The organism is Mycobacterium neumannii (assembly GCF_048452905.1).
GTDB lineage: Bacteria > Actinomycetota > Actinomycetes > Mycobacteriales > Mycobacteriaceae > Mycobacterium > Mycobacterium neumannii_B.
The window spans coordinates 71,744-90,911 of sequence record NZ_JBCGVF010000001.1 but is presented as its reverse complement, the minus strand read 5'-3'; the positions used below and the strand labels follow the sequence as shown (position 1 = coordinate 90,911).

General features: G+C 63.1%; 16 protein-coding genes. 8 read left to right on the top strand and 8 right to left on the bottom strand.

The genetic code is table 11. From position 1 onward, the window contains the following. Positions 1-18: 18 nt before the first annotated feature. The 4 genes from AAHH99_RS00215 to AAHH99_RS00200 all read left to right on the top strand — a co-directional run bounded on the left by AAHH99_RS00215 (position 19) and on the right by AAHH99_RS00200 (position 4,065). Positions 19-678 carry a TetR family transcriptional regulator gene (locus AAHH99_RS00215; RefSeq protein ID WP_418766896.1) on the top strand — a complete coding sequence of 220 codons (660 nt, stop codon included), beginning with the start codon at positions 19-21 and terminating at the stop codon, positions 676-678. Between the two features lie 97 nt (positions 679-775). After that, entirely contained in the window at positions 776-2,083 is a 1,308-nt protein-coding gene (locus AAHH99_RS00210; RefSeq protein ID WP_082962032.1) for a citrate synthase, read from the top strand. Positions 2,084-2,222: 139 nt separating this feature from the next. Then, positions 2,223-3,659: an MFS transporter gene (locus AAHH99_RS00205; RefSeq protein WP_418766895.1), complete on the top strand. Its 1,437-nt coding sequence runs from the start codon at positions 2,223-2,225 to the stop codon at positions 3,657-3,659. After that, the gene (locus AAHH99_RS00200; RefSeq protein WP_418766894.1) at positions 3,649-4,065 is read left to right on the top strand and encodes a MarR family winged helix-turn-helix transcriptional regulator; all 417 of its coding nucleotides are present in this window, start codon (positions 3,649-3,651) and stop codon (positions 4,063-4,065) included. The genes AAHH99_RS00205 and AAHH99_RS00200 overlap by 11 nt, the downstream gene beginning before the upstream one ends. Here AAHH99_RS00200 and AAHH99_RS00195 read toward each other — a convergent pair. Beyond that, on the bottom strand, positions 4,062-5,630 hold the full coding sequence (locus AAHH99_RS00195) for a phytoene desaturase family protein (protein WP_418767549.1): 1,569 nt from the start codon (positions 5,628-5,630) through the stop codon (positions 4,062-4,064). The two genes, AAHH99_RS00200 and AAHH99_RS00195, sit on opposite strands and share 4 nt — an antisense overlap. Then, positions 5,627-5,875 carry a DUF2630 family protein gene (locus AAHH99_RS00190; protein ID WP_094288496.1) on the bottom strand — a complete coding sequence of 83 codons (249 nt, stop codon included), beginning with the start codon at positions 5,873-5,875 and terminating at the stop codon, positions 5,627-5,629. The genes AAHH99_RS00195 and AAHH99_RS00190 overlap by 4 nt, the downstream gene beginning before the upstream one ends. A gap of 22 nt (positions 5,876-5,897) precedes the next feature. Here AAHH99_RS00190 and AAHH99_RS00185 point away from each other — a divergent pair, with 22 nt between their 5' ends. Then, the gene (locus AAHH99_RS00185; RefSeq protein WP_418766893.1) at positions 5,898-6,281 is read left to right on the top strand and encodes an FKBP-type peptidyl-prolyl cis-trans isomerase; all 384 of its coding nucleotides are present in this window, start codon (positions 5,898-5,900) and stop codon (positions 6,279-6,281) included. Positions 6,282-6,356: 75 nt separating this feature from the next. Here the strand turns inward: AAHH99_RS00185 and AAHH99_RS00180 are convergent, their stop codons facing one another. The 6 genes from AAHH99_RS00180 to AAHH99_RS00155 form a co-directional block, all read right to left on the bottom strand. Then, on the bottom strand, positions 6,357-7,700 hold the full coding sequence (locus AAHH99_RS00180; protein ID WP_418766892.1) for a HAMP domain-containing sensor histidine kinase: 1,344 nt from the start codon (positions 7,698-7,700) through the stop codon (positions 6,357-6,359). A gap of 4 nt (positions 7,701-7,704) precedes the next feature. After that, a complete protein-coding gene (gene prrA, locus AAHH99_RS00175) occupies positions 7,705-8,406 on the bottom strand; it encodes a two-component system response regulator PrrA (RefSeq protein WP_418766891.1) in 702 nt (233 codons plus the stop codon). 191 nt (positions 8,407-8,597) lie between these two features. Continuing rightward, the gene (locus AAHH99_RS00170; RefSeq protein ID WP_418766890.1) at positions 8,598-9,506 is read right to left on the bottom strand and encodes a hypothetical protein; all 909 of its coding nucleotides are present in this window, start codon (positions 9,504-9,506) and stop codon (positions 8,598-8,600) included. Then, complete coding sequence (locus AAHH99_RS00165; protein WP_418766889.1) at positions 9,503-9,988, bottom strand: DUF6197 family protein; 486 nt, start codon at positions 9,986-9,988, stop codon at positions 9,503-9,505. The genes AAHH99_RS00170 and AAHH99_RS00165 overlap by 4 nt, the downstream gene beginning before the upstream one ends. A 20-nt stretch (positions 9,989-10,008) precedes the next feature. After that, positions 10,009-10,653, bottom strand: a complete 645-nt coding sequence (locus tag AAHH99_RS00160; protein WP_418766888.1) for a response regulator transcription factor — start codon at positions 10,651-10,653, stop codon at positions 10,009-10,011. Beyond that, entirely contained in the window at positions 10,641-11,945 is a 1,305-nt protein-coding gene (locus tag AAHH99_RS00155; protein WP_418766887.1) for a sensor histidine kinase, read from the bottom strand. Before AAHH99_RS00155 ends, AAHH99_RS00160 begins: the two co-directional genes overlap by 13 nt. An 848-nt stretch (positions 11,946-12,793) precedes the next feature. Between AAHH99_RS00155 and AAHH99_RS00150 the strand changes: the two genes are divergently transcribed. The 3 genes from AAHH99_RS00150 to AAHH99_RS00140 all read left to right on the top strand — a co-directional run bounded on the left by AAHH99_RS00150 (position 12,794) and on the right by AAHH99_RS00140 (position 19,095). Then, on the top strand, positions 12,794-13,222 hold the full coding sequence (locus AAHH99_RS00150; RefSeq protein WP_418767548.1) for an MmpS family protein: 429 nt from the start codon (positions 12,794-12,796) through the stop codon (positions 13,220-13,222). Further along, positions 13,219-16,098 carry an RND family transporter gene (locus AAHH99_RS00145; RefSeq protein WP_418766886.1) on the top strand — a complete coding sequence of 960 codons (2,880 nt, stop codon included), beginning with the start codon at positions 13,219-13,221 and terminating at the stop codon, positions 16,096-16,098. Before AAHH99_RS00150 ends, AAHH99_RS00145 begins: the two co-directional genes overlap by 4 nt. Before the next feature lie 96 nt (positions 16,099-16,194). Continuing rightward, the gene (locus AAHH99_RS00140; RefSeq protein ID WP_418766885.1) at positions 16,195-19,095 is read left to right on the top strand and encodes an RND family transporter; all 2,901 of its coding nucleotides are present in this window, start codon (positions 16,195-16,197) and stop codon (positions 19,093-19,095) included. The last annotated feature ends 73 nt before the right edge of the window (positions 19,096-19,168 follow it).

The following is a 19,168-nucleotide window of genomic DNA, read 5'->3' as shown; positions in this document are numbered from 1 at the left end:
ATAGTTTCGCCCGTTAGGATGCGCTTTGTGCCTGACGGTAGGGGGGCGCGGTCTGTCGGCCTGCGCGAGCGCAAGAAACAGCGCACGCGTGCGACCCTCATCGACGCCGCCGTGCAACTGTGCAACGGACAGGGTTTCGACAACACCACCGTGGACCAGATCGCCGCGGTGGCCGACGTGTCACCGCGCACTTTCAGCCGGTACTTCCCGACCAAGGACTCCATCGCGTTGGCCCTGGTCGACGAAATCGTCGACGAAGTCGCCCTCGAACTGGACCGCCAGCCCGCCGAGCTGAATCACCTTGAGGCGATCCTGCGCGCCTACGTCGCGATGGGTGAGGCGGCCAAGCACGCGGGACCCGACGACCTGAGGGCCGAACGGGTTTTGTGCATCGCCAGGATCATCCTGTCCTCGCCGACGCTGCGACAGGTCACCGTCGAATTTCGGGGCAACGCACTCGAACGGGCACTCGCCAGGCGCATGGGAGTCGAACTGGCCGACCGCAGGGTCCGGCTGGCATCGGCCACGTGGAGTGCGGTGATCATGACGGCGCTCACCGACGTCGTGCAGGTCAACAACGACTGGTCACAGGTGTCCATCGAGGACCTGATCGAGCGCTTGGAGACGGTCTTCGTGGACTTCACCGGCTTGTTGGGTAATCTGCGGCAGCCTGTCTGAACAAGTGACCGCCCCCGGCGGGGCACGCGTGCAGATATGGGACTACCTTTTGTAGGAGCAATGTTCGAATACTCCCAGCAGCGACGAAGGGAACCTCGTGGCCGATAACGCGAAGAGTGGGGAAGGGCAAGCCACCCTCTCCTACCCCGGTGGCACGCTCGACCTTGACATCGTTTCAGCCACCGAAGGCGCTGATGGCATCGCGCTGGGTTCACTTCTGGCCAAGTCCGGCTACACGACCTTCGACGAAGGCTTCGTCAACACCGCATCGACGAAGAGTGCGATCTGCTACATCGACGGCGAGGCCGGCATCCTGCGTTACCGCGGCTACCCGATCGAGCAGCTCGCCGAGAAGTCGAACTTCATCGAGGTGAGCTACCTGCTCATCTACGGCGAGCTGCCCACCAAGGAGCAGCTGGCGGAGTTCACCACCCGAATCCAGCGGCACACGCTGCTGCACGAGGACCTCAAGCGGTTCTTCGACGGCTTCCCGGCCAACGCCCACCCGATGCCGGTGCTGTCCAGCGCGGTCAACGCCCTGTCGACGTACTACGAGGATTCGCTCGACCCGTTCGATGACAACCAGGTCGAGCTGTCGACGATCCGGCTGCTGGCCAAGCTGCCGACCATCGCGGCGTATGCCTACAAGAAGTCGGCGGGCCAGCCGTTCCTGTACCCGGACAACTCGCTGACGCTGGTCGAGAACTTCCTGCGGATGACGTTCGGCTTCCCGGCCGAGCCTTACGAGGTCGATCCCGAGATCGTCCGCGCGCTGGACATGCTGTTCATCCTGCACGCCGACCACGAGCAGAACTGCTCGACGTCGACGGTGCGGCTGGTCGGCTCGTCGCAGGCCAACCTGTTCACGTCGATCTCCGGCGGCATCAACGCGCTGTGGGGCCCGCTGCACGGCGGTGCCAACCAGGCGGTGCTGGAGATGTTGGAGAAGATCCGCCAGGCCGACTTCGACGTCCACGAGTTCATCAAGAAGGTGAAGAACCGCGAGGACGGCGTCAAGCTGATGGGCTTCGGCCACCGGGTCTACAAGAACTACGACCCGCGCGCCCGCATCGTCAAAGAGCAGGCCGACAAGATCCTGGGCAAGCTCGGCGGCGACGACGAGATGCTGGATATCGCACGGACTCTCGAGGAAGCCGCGCTTACCGACGACTTCTTCATCGAGCGCAAGCTCTATCCGAACGTCGACTTCTACACCGGCGTGATCTACCGGGCGATGGGCTTCCCGACGCGCATGTTCACCGTGCTGTTCGCGCTCGGCCGGTTGCCCGGCTGGATTGCGCACTGGCGGGAGATGCACGACGAGGGCAGCGGAAAGATCGGCCGTCCGCGCCAGATCTACACCGGCTACACCGAGCGCGACTACAAGGACGTCAGCAGCCGCTAGGTCCGTTGGCGCCCTCCGCCGAACGTGGGTTACCCGCACGCTCTGCCCGTCCCGAGCGTGGCGTAATCCCACATTCGACGTCGCGTATCTCACTGTTGGGTGCCTTGCCACCCAACAGTTGTAGTTTCACAATTGTTGGGTGAATGAATCCGTCGTCCGGTCATTGAGCGCTCGGCGCAAGGCCATCATCTTGGTGACCTGCTGCCTGAGCCTGCTGATCGTGTCGATGGACGCGACGATCGTCAACGTCGCCATTCCCAACATCCGCGCCGACCTCGACGCCAGCGGGCCGCAAATGCAGTGGGTGATCGACATCTACACGCTGGTGTTGGCCTCGTTGCTGCTGTTGTCGGGTGCGGCCGCCGACCGATTCGGTCGTCGAGGCACGTTCCAGATCGGGCTGACGGTGTTCGCGGTCGCGTCGCTGCTGTGCAGCCTGTCGCCGAACATCGAAACGCTGATCGCCGCGCGCTTCCTGCAGGCGATCGGCGGCTCGATGATGAATCCCGTCGCGATGTCGATCATTACGCAGGTGTTCACCGGCAGGGTCGAGCGCGCCCGGGCCATCGGCATATGGGGTGGCGTCGTCGGTATCTCGATGGCCGCGGGGCCGATCGTCGGCGGAGTGCTCATCGAGTGGATCAACTGGCGCGCGGTGTTCTGGATCAATCTGCCGATCTGCGCGCTGGCGATCCTGCTGACGGTCATCTTCGTTCCGAAGTCCAAGTCGCTGACCATGCGCGACGTCGATCCGATCGGGCAGTTGCTGGGCATGGCGTTCCTGTTCGGCATCGTCTTCGTGCTCATCGAGGGTCCGGGGTTGGGTTGGGGAGACGTTCGTACCGTCGCCGTGGCGGTCGGCGCGGTCGCGGCCTTCGTCGGCTTTGTGGCTTACGAGGCGCGCAGGCGGGACCCGTTCGTCGATCTGCGGTTCTTCCGGAGCATCCCGTTCGCATCGGCGACCATGATCGCGGTGTGCGCATTCGCGTCGTGGGGTGCGTTCCTGTTCATGATGTCGTTGTACCTGCAGGACGCGCGCGGTTTCTCGGCGTTCCACACCGGGCTGATCTATCTGCCGATAGCCGTTGGGGCGCTGGTGTTCTCGCCGCTGTCGGGCCGGATGGTCGGGCAGTTCGGCGCTCGGCCGTCACTGTTGATCGCCGGGACCCTCATCACGGCGGCGACGGTGAAGCTCGCCCAGCTGTCGGCGACGACGCCGGTCTGGCAGCTGCTCGTCATCTTCGCCGTCTTCGGCATCGGATTCTCGATGGTCAACGCCCCGGTGACCAATGCGGCGGTCAGCGGCATGCCGACCGACCGGGCGGGGGCGGCCTCGGCTATCGCCTCGACCAGCAGGCAGGTCGGCGTGAGTATCGGTGTGGCGCTGTGTGGTTCGGTTGCAGGCGGTGCGCTGGTCGGGATGGGCCCGGACTTCGCGCAGGCCACCCGGCCGCTGTGGCTGATCTGCGCGGCACTCGGGGTGGCGATCATCGTGCTCGGCTTCTATTCGACGTCCGGCAGGGCGTTGCGGTCGGCCGATCGACTGGAACCGTTGGTGACGGCCGATGTCCGGTAATTCAGCCGACGAGGCGTGGCGCGCGATGGCGGCCTTCGTCGTCGAGAACCACGACAGCTGGAAGCGGGCGGTCGTCGAGCAGTCCGGGCTGCCGTTCAGCAGAGTGCGCATCCTGCGGCGGTTGAGCCGACGGCCGATGACCGTTAAGGAATTGGCACACGCCGCGACCATCGACGCGCCGGCCGCGACGGTCGCGGTCAACGACTTGGAACAGCGCGGGCTCGTAGTGCGTCAGGTGGATCCGGACAATCGCCGATGCAAGCGGGTGTCGCTCACCGATGCGGGATGCGCCATAGTGGTCAAGATCGACGCGGTCGACGACCCGGCGCCAGAAGCCCTGGCGAACCTGGACGAAGCCGACCTCGAGGCGCTACGCGAGATACTCGCCAAACTGTCGGCCGATTAGCCCTCCAGCACCGCCATCGCCGCATTGTGTCCACCAATACCCGAGACTCCACCACCGCGGCGTGAACCCGATCCGCACAACAGGATTCGCTCATATGCGGTCGCCACGCCCCAGCGTCGAGCCGGGGTGTCGAGTGCTTCGTCGTCCTCGGCGAACGGCCACGTCAACGCACCGTGAAAGATGTGCCCGTTCGTCATGCCCAATGAGTTTTCGAGGTCGGCGGTCGTTTTCGTCTCGATGCACAACCGGCCAGCCGAGTCCTCCATGAGCACATCGTGAATCGGTTCGGCCAGAACGGAGTTCAACGAATTGAGCACCGCAGAGGTGAACGTGTCCCGCATCCGGTCCGGGTCGCCGGCCGACACCAAGTGGTGGGGAGCATGCAACCCAAAGACCGTCAGCGTCTGGGCTCCTGCGGCGCGGAGTTCGTCCGACAGGATCGACGGATCGGTCAGCGAGTGACAGTAGATCTCGCACGGTAGCGGATCGGGCACGATACCGTCGGCCGCGCGCAGGTATGCCGAATCGAGCTGGCTGAACGTCTCGTTGATGTGGAACGTGCCGCCGAACGCCTGCTCGGGTGTGACGGCGTCGTCGCGCAATCGCGGTAGGCGCCGCAGCATGAGGTTCACCTTGACCTGCGCACCCGGCGTCGACTCCGGCGGTTGCTCACCCAGTAAGCCGGCGAGCACACTCGGCGACACGTTGGCCAGAACCACCTCTGCGTGGACCGTGTGATCGACACCGTTGCAGCGGTAGCGCACTTCGCCGTCGGGAGCGATCGCGTATACCGCAGCACCGCAGGTGATTTCGGCGCCATAACCGGCTGCCGAGGCGGCCAACGCGGCGCTGATCGCGCCCATGCCGCCGATCGGTACATCCCAGTCGCCAGTTCCACCGCCGAGCAGGTGGTAGAGGAAACAGACGTTCTGGATCAACGACGGGTTGTCGAGGCGGGCGAAGGTTCCGATCAACGCGTCGGTGGCCATCACACCGCGAACGACGTCGTTGACGACGGCCGAAGTGATCGCGTGCCCGATCGGCTCGTCGACCATCGATTGCCATGCCGTTTCGTCATCGACGAGAGCGCGCGCCTGTGATCGCGTCAGAAGCGGTTCCAGCAGCGTCGGCCACAACCGCTCGACCAGGCCACCGCGCCGACGGTAGAACTCGGCGAACCGCGACCCGTCGTCGGCCGCGCCGATCGCGTCGAATGTCGACGTGGGGCCGATGAGCAGTCCGGTGCGGCCACCGGTCGCCGGGTCGGGCGTGTACGACGAGTAGCGGCGGCGTACCAGGCGCACCCGCGCGCCGAGGTCGTCGACGATGCGTCGGGGCAGCAGGCTGACGAGGTAGGAGTATCGCGACAACCGGGCATCGACTCCGTCAAACGCGTGCGCGGACACCGCCGCGCCGCCGACGTGGTCCAGTCGCTCCAGCACCCGAACCCGACGACCCGCCTTCGCCAGATACGCCGCCGCGACGAGACCGTTGTGCCCGCCGCCGACGACGACTGCGTCGTATGTCGCCGCCGGGGCGGCTCCGGTGGCGTAACGCGAACTCAGTTGAGGTAGCCCTCGACCTCATCGGGCGGACGCACCTCGGCCTCGCGTGGATCGCCGCCGGTCTCCCGAAGGGCCCGGCGCTGCCGCAGCAGATCCCAACACTGGTCGAGTTGCACCTCGACGGCCTTCAGCCGTCGGTGCTCCTCGGACTCGTCGATCTCGCGGTTCTGGAGCTGTGCGCGCAGCTCCTGCTCCTCGGCGACCAGCCTGTTGACCTGGTCGAGAATGTCTTGGTCTTTGGTCACAGCACCAGTCTGCCCGACTACCGTGAGTGCGGTGACTTCAAGTGCAGGGCAGAAGCCCGAAATCGAATTCCCTGACGGCCCTCCGCCTAGCGAATTGGTGATCACCGATCTGGTCGTCGGCGATGGCGCCGAAGCGGTGCCCGGCGGCAACGTCGAGGTGCACTACGTCGGCGTGGAGTACGACACCGGCGAAGAATTCGACAGCTCGTGGAACCGCGGCGAGTCGATCGAGTTCCCGCTGCGCGGACTCATCCAGGGGTGGCAGGACGGCATTCCGGGCATGAAGGTCGGCGGTCGTCGACAGCTCGTCATCCCGCCCGAGCAGGCCTACGGTCCCGCCGGCGGTGGGCACCGGTTGTCGGGTAAGACGCTGATCTTCGTCATCGACCTGCTGGCGACCCGCTGACCTGCCGCCGTAACTGAAGAACTGCGCGTTCGAACGGCAGATTTTCGCGCAGAGGTTCAGTTTCGGCGCCAAAGCTCACTGATGGCCCGGCAGGCGCAGCAGCAGCCGAGCGCCGCCGAGCGGGCTTTCCTCTAAAGAAGCTGTACCGCCATGCAATTCGGCCTGCTGTGCGACCAGCGCCAGGCCGAGCCCCGAGCCCGACACCGACGCCGTCGATCCGCGAGAGAAGCGTTCGAACACGACCGAGCGCTCCTCCTCGGGGATGCCGACGCCGTCGTCGTCGATCGCGATCTCCACGCCCGCTCGTGAACTGACCGCCGACAGTTGAACCCGCGTGGCTCCACCATGCTTCACGGCGTTGGCGATCGCGTTGTCGACCGCCAGCCGCAGACCCGCGGGCAGGCCCACGATGATCACCGTCGGCGCAGGCACCAACGACACCTCCAGGTCGGGGTAGACGCGCATCGCGTCGTGGGCGGCGCGGTCCAGCAACTCTGTGATGTCGACGGGCACGTGGTCGTCAGCGGTCGACAACTCACCCTGTGCCAAGCGTTCCAGCGCGCCGAGCGTCGCCTCGATCCGCGACTGGGTCCGGATCACGTCGTTGACCACCTCTTTGCGCTGGTCCTCGGGCAGGTCGAGAGTCGATAGCACCTCGAGGTTGGTCCGCATCGCGGTCAATGGGGTGCGCAATTCGTGGGCGGAGACGGACGCGAAGTCGCGCGCCGACGCCAGCGCGGCCTTGGTCCGGTCCTGTTCCTTCCAGACGCGTTCGACCAGGCCCTTGACCGCCTCGGCGATCTCGACGGCCTCGGTGGCGCCGCGTACCTCTACATCGGGGTCCTCGTCGCCGGTGTCGATCTGACGGGTCTGCCGCGCCAGGGTCTTGAGCGGGCGCACGGCGAAGGCGGCCAGCACCCAGCCGAACGCCGAAGCCGCGCCGACGGCGAACACGCAGATGATGATCACCCGTCGGTGCAGGTTGTTGGTGTCGGCGATGGTGGCGTCATAGGTGGCGCCGACGGCCACCGACATCGGCCCGGGGTAGTAGGGGATGTCGACGGTGCGAACCCGGTAGCGCACGCCGTCGACGTAGGTGTCGGCGTATCCGGGTTCGAGCTGGGGGAGTACGACATCGGAGTTGGACGTCACCTCGTCACCGCGGTGCACGGTGATGACCGCGTCCTGGTTGGTCGGCGATTTCGGAATTTCGTCCAAGCCCCGCGGTAGGAACGGGATCGCGAACCCGGCCGCCTCATCGAGTCGGCGGTCGAGGCGTTCCTTGCGGTCATTGGTGATTCCGACCCAGACCACCGTTCCCACGATGATGACGACGATCGCCGCGCCGATCGCGGTGGCCAGCGCGACGCGGGTGCGCAGCGAGGGGGTTCGGCGGAAGATCCGCGACAGCAGGTTCATCGGCTCATTGCATTCGGAGCACGAACCCCACTCCGCGAACGGTGTGCAGGAGCCGCGGAGCGCCGCCCGCCTCGAGCTTGCGGCGCAGGTAGCCGATGAAGACGTCGACGACGTTCGTGTCGGCGGCGAAGTCGTAGCCCCAGACGAGTTCGAGCAGCTGGGCACGCGACAGCACGGCGGTCTTGTGCTCGGCCAGCACCGCGAGCAGGTCGAATTCGCGTTTGGTCAGGTCGACGTCGACGCCGTTGACACGCGCGCGCCGGCCGGGGATGTCGACCTCCAAAGGTCCGACCTGGATGGTCTCCGAGGAGAAGGTCGCGGTGGACCCACGCCTGCGCAGTAGCGCCTTGACCCGGGCGACCAACTCCTGCAACACGAACGGTTTGACCAGGTAGTCGTCGGCCCCGGCCTCGAGACCGGCGACCCGGTCGTCGACCGAGCTGCGCGCCGAGAGCACGCAGACCGGCACGTCGTTGTCCATCGCGCGCAGCGCCGTGACCACGCTGACTCCGTCGAGCACAGGCATGTTGATGTCCAGGACGATCGCATCGGGCCGGGTCTCGGTCGCGCTGCGCAGCGCCTCGGCGCCGTCCACGGCGGTGGCCACGTCGAACCCGGACAATCTCAATCCGCGCTCGAGCGAAGCCAGCACGTCGGGGTCGTCGTCGACCACGAGCACCCGGGCTGTGCCTGCACTGCTGTCCATAGAGCCAATATTGCCTGACGGTCGGGCCCAAGCGCGGGAAGCCGTGCGGTCGGAGGTCTGCGATGCACCTGATTCGACCGCGGGAGCCGCACCGAGTCACAACCAATTGGGACCACACCGTGCCGCACTCTGGAAAGAGAGAAGTTTGCTAGAACAAGTTCAAACGTTTGCTGAGTGCCCCGCTAAGGCGGTTACCGAACTTCGTTGACGCTGACGTTGCCGTTTTCCGAGCGAACGGTCACCCGCGGAGCACTTGGGTCGGTTGTCTCGGGCACCGTCACCGTCGTCGAACCAGTCGGCGCCTCGGATCCGGCGCGCACTCGGTACGCACCCAAACTGGGCAGCCCTACTGTTACGTTGCCGCTGGCGATCGCTTCGGTGCGGCGTGGTGCCGCCCGGAATTCCACGGATATGCTGCCTTCTTCGGTGACCGCACTGAACGATTCGGTGACGGCAATCCTGGTCGCGGTGCTGATATCGCCGCGGTGGACGTCGATGTCGATCGAGCGAGCTGATCCGCTGAGCGCGACGGCGCCGATATCGGACCTCACCACCAGCTGGTCGAGATCGGCGTCTGAGGTGAGCGAGCCGGTCCGGTGATTGACCGTGACACTCAATTCGCGCGCGACGTTCGGTGGGAGGACAACATTCATTCCTGTGCCTACGAGCCAGACGAACGCGGAACCGCCGGCGCCGAGCGTGACTTGGCTTCTAGTGCCTTCGCTGACTATCGAAAGTTGCGTGTCGTCGGTTCGCGTGACCATGCGTAGGTCGACGCGCGGTTTCGTGGCGTCGGCGTCGGCGACGATGCGGACGGGCACCGCGACGCCACCGGTGTCGATGATCAGCGATCGCGTGCCTGCCGGAAGCTCCTGCGTGTCCATGACGACGCGACTGGTCGCGAGCGCGAACGAAACTGCGCCAAGACCGCCCACCGCTCCGACGACTACCAAGGCTGCGATGACGACGATGGCGAACCGGATGGCGGTCCGCGCGGCGGGAGTTATTGCAGGCGGCGGAGAGGCCGGCCAGGGGGAAGGCGGCCTCTCCGCCACGGGATCAAGGGGCGGTGGCTCAGGATTGACGCCGGTGCCACTCACAACTGCAGCTGCTCCTGCGCGTCTAGGTGGGTGGCGGCGCGCTTGAGCGCCAGAACCGCGTCGGCCTTTGTGGTGTGCGGATCATCGTTGTAGGCCTGCAGACTCGGCCAACCTCTCGCAGCGGCGGTATTGGCCAGCCGCAGGGTGAGACTCTCTAACCGCTCGACCTGGTCTAGCGCGGCGAATGGGTCTTCGTCTTGCCAGTAACCCGCAGCGACGCGCAGGGCGCCCCCGAGGCAGTAGCTGCACGGCGTCGCGCCCGATTCGGTGCGCACCACGTAACCGCCCGCACCGACGTGCTGAGTTCGGACCCGCACCCATTGCCCCGGAACATCCGCAGCGGGGCGTACCTCCAGGCCGTCGGCATCGCGACAGTAGGTGCCCTGGGTCCATCCGTTTTCCAGCTCGATCAGGGCCAGCGCCTGCTGGATCACCGCGAGGTCGGTTTCGTTCCTCTTTGTGAGGTAGGAGTTCGTAGTCATGGCCTATGTCCCTTCTTCTTTTACGACTCGAGGTAGCGCAGAACGGCGAGGACACGGCGGTTCTCGGTGTCATCGGGCGCCAGCCCCAATTTGGTGAAGATGGATGCGACGTGCTTCTCGGCGGACCCGGTCGACATGTGCAGAGTCGCGGCGATAGCTGAATTGGTTTTTCCTTCGGCCATCAGCTGCAGTACGTCGCTTTCGCGGGGGGTGAGCTGGTCGAGCGCACTGCGGCGATGCGACCGCGCGAGAATCTGGGACACGACTTCCGGGTCGAGCACCGTTCCACCGCCACCGACGACCGCGACGGCGTCCAGAAACGCAGGTACATCGGCGACGCGGTCCTTGAGTAGGTAGCCGAAACCACGGGTGTCCGAAGTGATCAGGTCGGAGGCATAGCGCTCTTCGACGTAATGCGACAGCACCAGTACCGGCGACTCGGGATTCTCGCTCCGTAGCAGGGCGGCGGCACGGATCCCCTCATCGGTGAACGTCGGTGGCATCCTCACATCGACGATGACGAGGTCGGGTTTCGCGTCGTCGACGAGCGCCGTCAGGTTGGAGGCGTCCGGCACGCCGGCCACCACTTCATGACCGGCGTCGATGAGGATGCGTTCGACGCCTGCCCTCAGTAGGGCGGAGTCTTCGGCGATCACGATGCGCATGGCAGCACCGCCGTGATAAGGGTGGGTCCCCCGGCCGGACTGGAGACCGCGAACGTGCCGCGAGCGGCGCGAACCCGGTCAGCCAGCCCACGGAGCCCGGTGGCATTTGCGCTGTCGGTGATTTGTGCGCCACCGCGCCCGTCATCGAGCACTGACACGTGAAGGGTGTTTTGCGCCTGGTCTAGTCGCACGGTCACTACGGCACGCGTCGCGCATGCATGTTTGGCCACATTGGTCAGTGCCTCAGCAACAACGAAGTATGCGACCGATTCGGTCTCAGCTGGGATGCGCCGGGGCAGGTCGATGTTGAGCGTCGTGGAAACCCCGGTGTGCTGGGTGCGCTGCACGACTGACGAGAGGGCAGCGTCCAGGCCGCGGTCCGAAAGAATCGACGGCGCAATGCCCCGCACCACGTTTCGCAGTTCGACCAACGCGGTTTTCGCGTCGTCATGGGCCTCGGCGATCAGCGCTTTTGCGGCAGTCGGGTCCGTTTCGAATTTGGTCTGGGCAAGACCAATAGTCATTGCCAGCGAGACGAGGCGGGATTGGACGCTGTCGTGCAGGTCACGCTCGATACGATGGCGCTCGGAGTGCGCTGACGAAACCGCGCCCATTCTTGCCTCCGCCAGCGCGTTCAGCTCGTGTTGAAACATGGCGGTCGGCGAAGGGGAGAGCAGCCAGAGGTCGATCTTCGCGTCGATGAGCGGCGCGAACACCACGATCGCCACGGACGCCAGCAACGCGACGACGGCCAATGGCCACGCCAGCGCCGGCGGAATGAATGACAAGCCAGCGGCGACATCGCTGCGGCTCACCGCGATGGCCGCTGCAGGCGCCAGAAACGCAAATGCCAGCAGGAACAACGCGAGACCGACGGCCAGGAGGTCGTAGATCAGCCGAAGGGCATGGTGCGCGCAGCCCTTCCAAAGACGGGCACTGCTGATGTCTAAACCGATTTGGTTGAACCAACCACGAAAACCGCTGTGGGAGGACATCGTTCGGGGGGGAATGGGGATATTCATCCCGAAGACGACCTCGCTACGCCGACGCTCGAGCCATTCGGCGCCACGGGTCAGGTACACAAACATCAAGAGGGCGAGTGCAAACCCCACCACAGACGGGACCAGCCAAATCCCAACGATCACGATCATGACGTACAGCCAGAGCCAGACCGCGGCAGCGACGGCGCCGACGATCATCGAGGCACTAGGCAGGACCCCGATACGGCGAATGGCCGGCTGGGTGGCGTCAGTCATCACCGACTCAACGTCTGGATTCGTGACTGCGACCATACCTTGAACGTACGGATCACGCGGGACCGGGAACACGGCGATTCCCGGACAAAATAGGGGGGGTTATCCCCCCTAAACCGCTTCACATTCCGGGCCCGCGGTCACCGCTTGAGGTGAATCAGGATCGCCGCGGACGTCATCGGAGTCTGGTGAGTCTAGCGCCATTCACCGTCCAAGACCGCGGAACGGACGAACACATGAAAACAGGGCATCCAAACGATTGCTAGCCATCGTCTCCAGCTCGTCCATCCAGCGCAACAAGCCGCGTAGAACCGGTCAGAATCGAATCGGAGAAGCCGGAGTCGGTGTTCGCCGGTGGTGACTCGACATCGATCCCGCACTGCGAGTGGTGCCTTCCGGTGAGATCTGCTGTACTTGCGGCGCACTTGGGGCGACCGCTTCGGGTGGCCGGGGCCATGGCATCGAGACTGCTGAGTTCTCATCAAAGGTTCTTGACAGCGGAAGGGGCCAGAAGTGGCCGGGGCCATTGAATGCGCAGTTCAGGCGGTTGATTCCGTTCGACGGGGCATTTATGGGCACGAAGCGATTCGGCCGCACAACCGCGCGTCTTGGGCCACGGCGACACGCGCAAACCTTGCATTACGATCCCGTATCACGTTAAGAACGGATCGCTGCGTACATCGACAGCGTGGTTTACTCGTCAGCATCGGGTTGCGCTCCCCGAGGCACCGCGCGTTTGCGGTGACCGCGTCTGGACTCGACTGTGCTGCTCACCGTTCACTCGGTGCAGCCTGCCGGTTGCGGCCAGTGCGCTGTTGCTACGTTCGAGCGGCGGGCGTGGTGCCGAGGTTGGACCGGGATGGAGGGGAACGTCGATTTTCAGGGTTCTGAAGCGGGTATGGATTCCGCTACTCATATTTGCCGTGTTAGTTGCTGGCGGGTTCACCGTGTCGCGGCTCCATGGCATGTTCGGGTCCAATGAGCGTCCCTCGTATGCCGACACTGACACTCAAGTGGCGGACAAGCAGAACTTCGATCCGAAGTATCTGATCTACGAGGTATTTGGCCCGCCAGGGACTGTGGCTGATATCAGCTATTTCGACGTCGATGCCGAACCGCAGTTCATCGAAGGAGCCAGCCTGCCGTGGTCCTCCAAGTTCGAGATCACAGAGGCCGCGGGCATTGGAAACATCGTCGCGCAGGCCAGTAACAGCAACAGCATCGGTTGTCGCATCATCGTCGACGGCGAAGTGAAGGCGGAGAAGATCCGCCAAGGAGTTAGCGCCTTCACCTACTGCATGTTGAAGGCAGCATGACCAGTCACCAGGTACGCCGGAAGACACCTTTTGTCGGGCGGTGGATCCGCCGATTGGCATTACCGATAATCCTCGGCTGGGTGGCTGTCGCGGTTGTTCTCAATACCGCGGTTCCGCAGCTAGAGCAGGTCGAACGAGAGCGGGCGGTATCCGAGACGCCCGTCGACGCGCCGTCGATTCAGGCGCAGGAGCGGATGGGCGAGCTTTTCGGTGAGTCCACGTCGGATGCTCTGGCGATGGTCGTCTTGGAAGGGCAGGACCGCCTCGGCGACGACGTCCACGCCTACTACGGCGAACTGATTCGTCAGTTGGAGGCGGACACCGAGCATGTCAAGTACATACGTGATTTCTGGGGGGATCCGCTCACATCTGCCGCGGCGGAAAGTGCCGATGGTAAGGCTGTTTACGTCCAGATCACACTGAACGGCAATATCGGCCAAGCCGAAGCGAACCAATCCGTCGAAGCCGTCCGAGACATCATCGAGCGGATCCCACCTCCGCCAGGCGTACAGGCTTACCTAACGGGACCGGCACCGCTCGTTGCGGAGATGGGTGAGACCGGGAACGAGACGGTCACGCTGATCACGTTGGTGAGCTTGGCCGTGATCCTGGTTATGCTCCTGCTCTTCTTCCGGTCGATTGCGACCGTGCTTGTTGTGATGCTTACAGTCGGCATCCAATTGCAGGTGGCCAGAGGATTCGTCGCCTTTCTCGGTGACATCGGGGCCTTCGGCCTATCGACATTTGTCGTCAACCTTCTGGTGGCGTTGCTGATCGCCGCCGGTACCGATTACGGGATTTTCTTCTTCGGCCGCTATCACGAAGCGCTCGAGGCGGGCGAGGACCAGGAAACGGCCTTCTACTCCACTTTCCGCAGCACCGCGAAGGTGGTGTTGGGTTCAGGCCTGACGATTGCGGGTGCACTTCTGTGCCTCAGTTTCACTCGGCTGCCCTCGTTCCGAGTTCTCGGCATCCCTTCGGCCGTGGGTGTGGTCACTGCCGTCTTGGTGGCGATCACCTTGGTACCGGCCATTATTGCCTTTGGCGGCCGCTTCAAGTGGTTCGAACCCAAGCGCAAAATCAAGGTCCCTCGATGGCGGCGAGTGGGTACGGCGATCGTGCGTTGGCCGGCGCCCATCCTCGCCGCATCGTGCGCTGTCGCGATGATCGGGTTGCTGGCGCTCCCGGGATATCAACCCAGCTACAACGACCAGGAGTCGATCCCCAAAGATATCCCTGCGGCGCAGGGGTTGCAGGCCGCACAGCGACACTTCCCCGCGTCACAGATGGTCGCGCCCGACATTCTCCTGGTCGAGGCAGACCATGATCTACGCAATCCGACCGATTTTCTGATTTTGAACAAATTGGCCAAAGGCGTTCTGTCCGTCCCCGGTGTCGCATCGGTACAGGGCCCCACCCGGCCCGCCGGAACGCCGCTTCAGCACACTTCGATTCCATACATGCTCAGCATGAGTCAAGCCACCCAAACGCAAATGCTGCCGTTTCAGCGAGCTCGTATGGATGACATGCTGGTTCAGGCCGAGGACATGGGCGAAACGATAAAGCTCATGAATCGCATGTACGGCTTGATGCAGGAGCTGGCGGCCACGACCCACAGCATGGTTGAGAAGACGCATGAGCTAGAGGCCACTACGAACGAGTTGCGGGACCACGTATCGGATTTCGACGATTTCTTCCGGCCGATCCGGAACTATTTCTACTGGGAGCCGCACTGTTTCAATATCCCTATCTGTTGGTCACTGCGCTCGATTTTCGACGCGCTCGACGGCATCGACCGGGTGAGCGCACAGATGGACGAACTGATGGGTGATCTCGACGCTCTCGACGCGATCATGCCGCAGATGATTGCCCAGTTCCCGCCGATGATCGCGACGATGGAGAGCACGCGAACCATGATGCTGACGATGCACAGCACCATGTCCGGGATGTTCGCTCAGATGGATGAGAACAGCACCAACGCCACCGCGATGGGTAAGGCGTTCGATGCCGCTATGAATGACGACTCCTTCTATCTTCCGGAGGAAATCTTCCAGAACGAGGATTTCAAGCGGGTCATGGAGGTGTTTTTGTCCCCGGACGGCAAGGCTGCACGCCTCCTCGTCTCGCAGCGAGGCGAACCTGCGTCGCCCGAGACCATGGCGCTTGTCGAGCCCATACACACCGCGGCCGAGGAGGCGCTCAAGGGAACTCCACTGGAGAACGCGAAGATCTCGCTCACCGGCAGCTCAGCGATGGTCAAAGACATAGTCGACGGATCTACCTACGACCTATTGATCGCGGCGATATCGGCGCTCTGTCTCATCTTCACGATCATGCTGATCATGACGCGAAGTCTGTTCGCGGCCCTCGTCATCGTGGGCACCGTTGCGCTTTCGCTGGGTGCTGCGTTCGGGCTTTCAGTGCTCGTGTGGCAACACATCCTCGGTATTCAAATTCACTGGGCGGTGCTCGTCATGGCTGTCATCTGCCTTCTGGCGGTGGGCTCCGACTACAACCTGTTGCTGGTGTCGCGGATGAAAGAGGAGGTAAGCGCCGGGATCAATACGGGCATCATCCGGGCGATGGCCGGTACCGGCCGTGTGGTCACGGCCGCCGGTCTCGTGTTCAGTTTCACGATGCTGTCAATGGTGGTCAGCAATCTGCAAACGGTCGGTCAGCTGGGCTCGACAATCGGCATGGGTTTGCTGTTCGACACATTGGTGGTGCGCGCGTTCATGACGCCTTCGATCGCCGCTCTCCTGGGACGGTGGTTCTGGTGGCCGCAATTAATACGCCCGCGCCCCGCCAGCTCGTTGCTTCGGCCCACAGGACCCCGTCCACTGGTCCGTTCCCTCCTGCTGAACCCAGAGCGATAACTCCGTGAGAGATCTTGTCATGCAGAGCAGCAGTGTCAGCGTCCGATGCCGCATCAACATGGGCGGCCGAAACGGCGCTTGCCTGTCAAGAGCGGCATGATCGACCGCCGGCTCGACAACCGCCGCCCGGGATTCATTGCACGGACGGTTTATCGATTGTCGCTGTTCATCATCATCGGCTGGGTCGCGATCGCCGCTGTAACTTTCTTCACGATTCCCTCGCTGGAACAGGTGGGCCGAGAACAGTCTGTGTCGCAGGTCCCCCAGGACGCACCGTCGTTGCAGTCGATGAAGCGCATGGGAGAGGTCTTCCAAGAATCGGAGTCCGACAGCTTCGCGATGATTGTGTTCGAGGGTGAGCAACCGCTCGGCCTTGAAGCGCACGCTTACTACGACGAGTTGGTTCGTCAGCTTCGAGCTGACACCGATCATGTCCACCACGTGCAGGACTTCTGGGGCGATCCGCTCACGGCCCCTGGCGCAGAAAGTGCCGACGGCAAGGCCGCGTACGTCCAGGTCAACTTGGTCGGCGACCAAGGAGAGGCGAAAGCGAACCGATCCGTCGAAGCGGTCCGAGACATCGTCGAGCGAGCGCCTCCGCCCCCCGGGCTGAGCGTCTACGTCACAGGTCCGGCGCCGCTGGTGTCGGATATGAACACTGCGGGTGACGACTCCATCTTGAAAATCACGGTTGTCACCATCGCCGTGATCTTGATCATGCTGCTGTTCGTCTACCGCTCGATCGTCACTGTCATCTGTGTTGCGGTCATGGTCGGGGTCCAGGTGCAAGTGGCTCGAGGGGTCGTTGCGTATCTAGGCGACAACGAAGTTCTTGCGCTATCGATTTTTGCCGTCAATCTGCTGGTCTCGCTCGGAATTGCGGCCGGAACAGATTATGCGATCTTTTTCTTCGGGCGCTATCACGAAGCGCGTCAGGCCGGTGAAGATCCGGAGACAGCGTTCTATACCACCTTCGGCAGCGTCGCCAAGGTGGTCCTGGCCTCCGGCTCGACCATCGCGGCCGCGATCTTCTGTTTGAGCTTTGCCAGGCTTCCCTACTTTCAGACCATTGGTGTCCCAGGCGCGGTGGGCATGCTTATCGTCGTCGCGGTTGCCGTCACGCTCATCCCGGCGGGAATTGCCCTGGGGGGCCGCGTCGGATTATTCGAGCCGAAGCGCAAGGTCGCGGTCCGTCGGTGGCGGCGGCTGGGGACAGCGATCGCCCGATGGCCAGCGCCGATTCTCGCTGCGGCGAGCGTTGTCGCGCTCGTCGGCTTGTTGGCGCTGCCCGCGTATGAAACGAGCTACAACGACCGGCTGTATATGCCGCAGGACATTCCGGCCAATGTGGGGTTCGCGGCGGCCGAGCGGCATTTCCCGCAGTCACGGGTGATGCCCGATATTGTCTGGATCGAGGCCGATCACGATATGCGCAATCCGGCAGACTTTCTGATCCTGCATAGATTGGCAAAGAAAGTTTTTGCGGTCCCAGGTGTCTCCAGGGTCCAAGGTATAACGCGGCCGGAGGGGACCCCGCTAGAACGCACTTCGATTCCATTCATGATCAGCCTGCAGTCCGCCGGCATGGTGCAAACGCTGCCTTTCATGCAGGGGACTATGAGCCTGCTTGTTAAGCAGGCGGATGCGATGCGCGAAATGCAAACGCAAATGGAACGTATGTACGTCCTGATGAAGCAGACCACCGAAATCACAGATCGCATGCTCGGCAAGATGCGAGGCTTGGAAGAAAGTGTTAGCGAGTTACGAGACAGCATTGCCGATTTCGATGACTTCTGGAGACCCATTCGTAATTATTTCTATTGGGAGCCGCATTGCCATAACATTCCAATCTGCTACTCCATCAGATCCGTGTTCGAGACGTTAGACGGCACCGATAAGATCAGCGCTCAGGTAGGAATTCTGGTCGAGGGCATCGAGCAGCTAAATGCAATTATGCCGCAGATGATCGCCGATTTCCCGCAGATGATTGCGACAATCGGGAAGATGCGCACCTCCATGCTGACCATGCACAGCACCATGTCCGGCATGCTCGCGCAGATGGAGGAGGGGGCGTCCACTGCCACCGCCATGGGGCGAGTGTTCGACGCTGCCCACAACGACGATTCCTTCTACCTTCCGCCTGAAGTTTTCGAGAACGAGGACTTCAAACGGGCCATGAGCTTGTTCTTCTCGCCGGACGGCAAGGCTATGCGTTTGATCATTTCGCATAGGGACGACCCGGGTTCGCCCGAGTCACTGGCCCGGGTGGATTTGATAAAGACTGCGGCCGAGGAAGCGCTCAAAGTAAGTCCGCTCGAGTCCGCGAAGATTCACGTCGCGGGGACCGCGGCGACGTATAAGGATATGCAAGATGGCTCGAAATATGACCTCCTGATCGCGGGTGTGGCGGCACTGTGCCTAGTGTTCATCATCATGCTGATCATTACGCGGAGTTTTGTTGCCGCGTTGGTTATCGTCGGCACGGTCGCGGTGTCTTTGGGTGCGGCATTCGGTCTGTCAGTCCTCATTTGGCAACATATTTTGGGTATTCATCTGCATTGGCTCGTATTAGCCATGTCGGTGATCATTCTCTTGGGCGTGGGTTCGGACTACAACCTATTGCTGGTATCGCGAATGCGGGAGGAAATAGGTGCTGGGCTCAATACCGGCTTGATCCGGGCGATGGGCGGCACCGGCAAAGTTGTGACGGCCGCCGGCTTGGTTTTCGCGTTCACGATGTTGTCCATGGTCGTCAGCGACCTGCTTATCATCGGCCAAGTCGGCTCCACGATCGGTTTGGGCTTGTTGTTCGACACGTTGGTGGTGCGCGCGTTCATGACGCCTTCGATCGCCGCGCTGCTGGGCCGATGGTTCTGGTGGCCTCAGCGAGTGCGCCCACGTCCTGCCAGCGCGCTACTTCGTTCGTCGGGTCCTCGGCCGCTCGTGAGGTCCACGCTGCTCGGAGAAGGCCCGCGATCTCCGGAATCGTCTCAGTGATACGTCATCGGTAGTCGACGCACGAAAGTGCGCGAACTCTTATCGCACACCCCACCGGATATGACCCTTTACT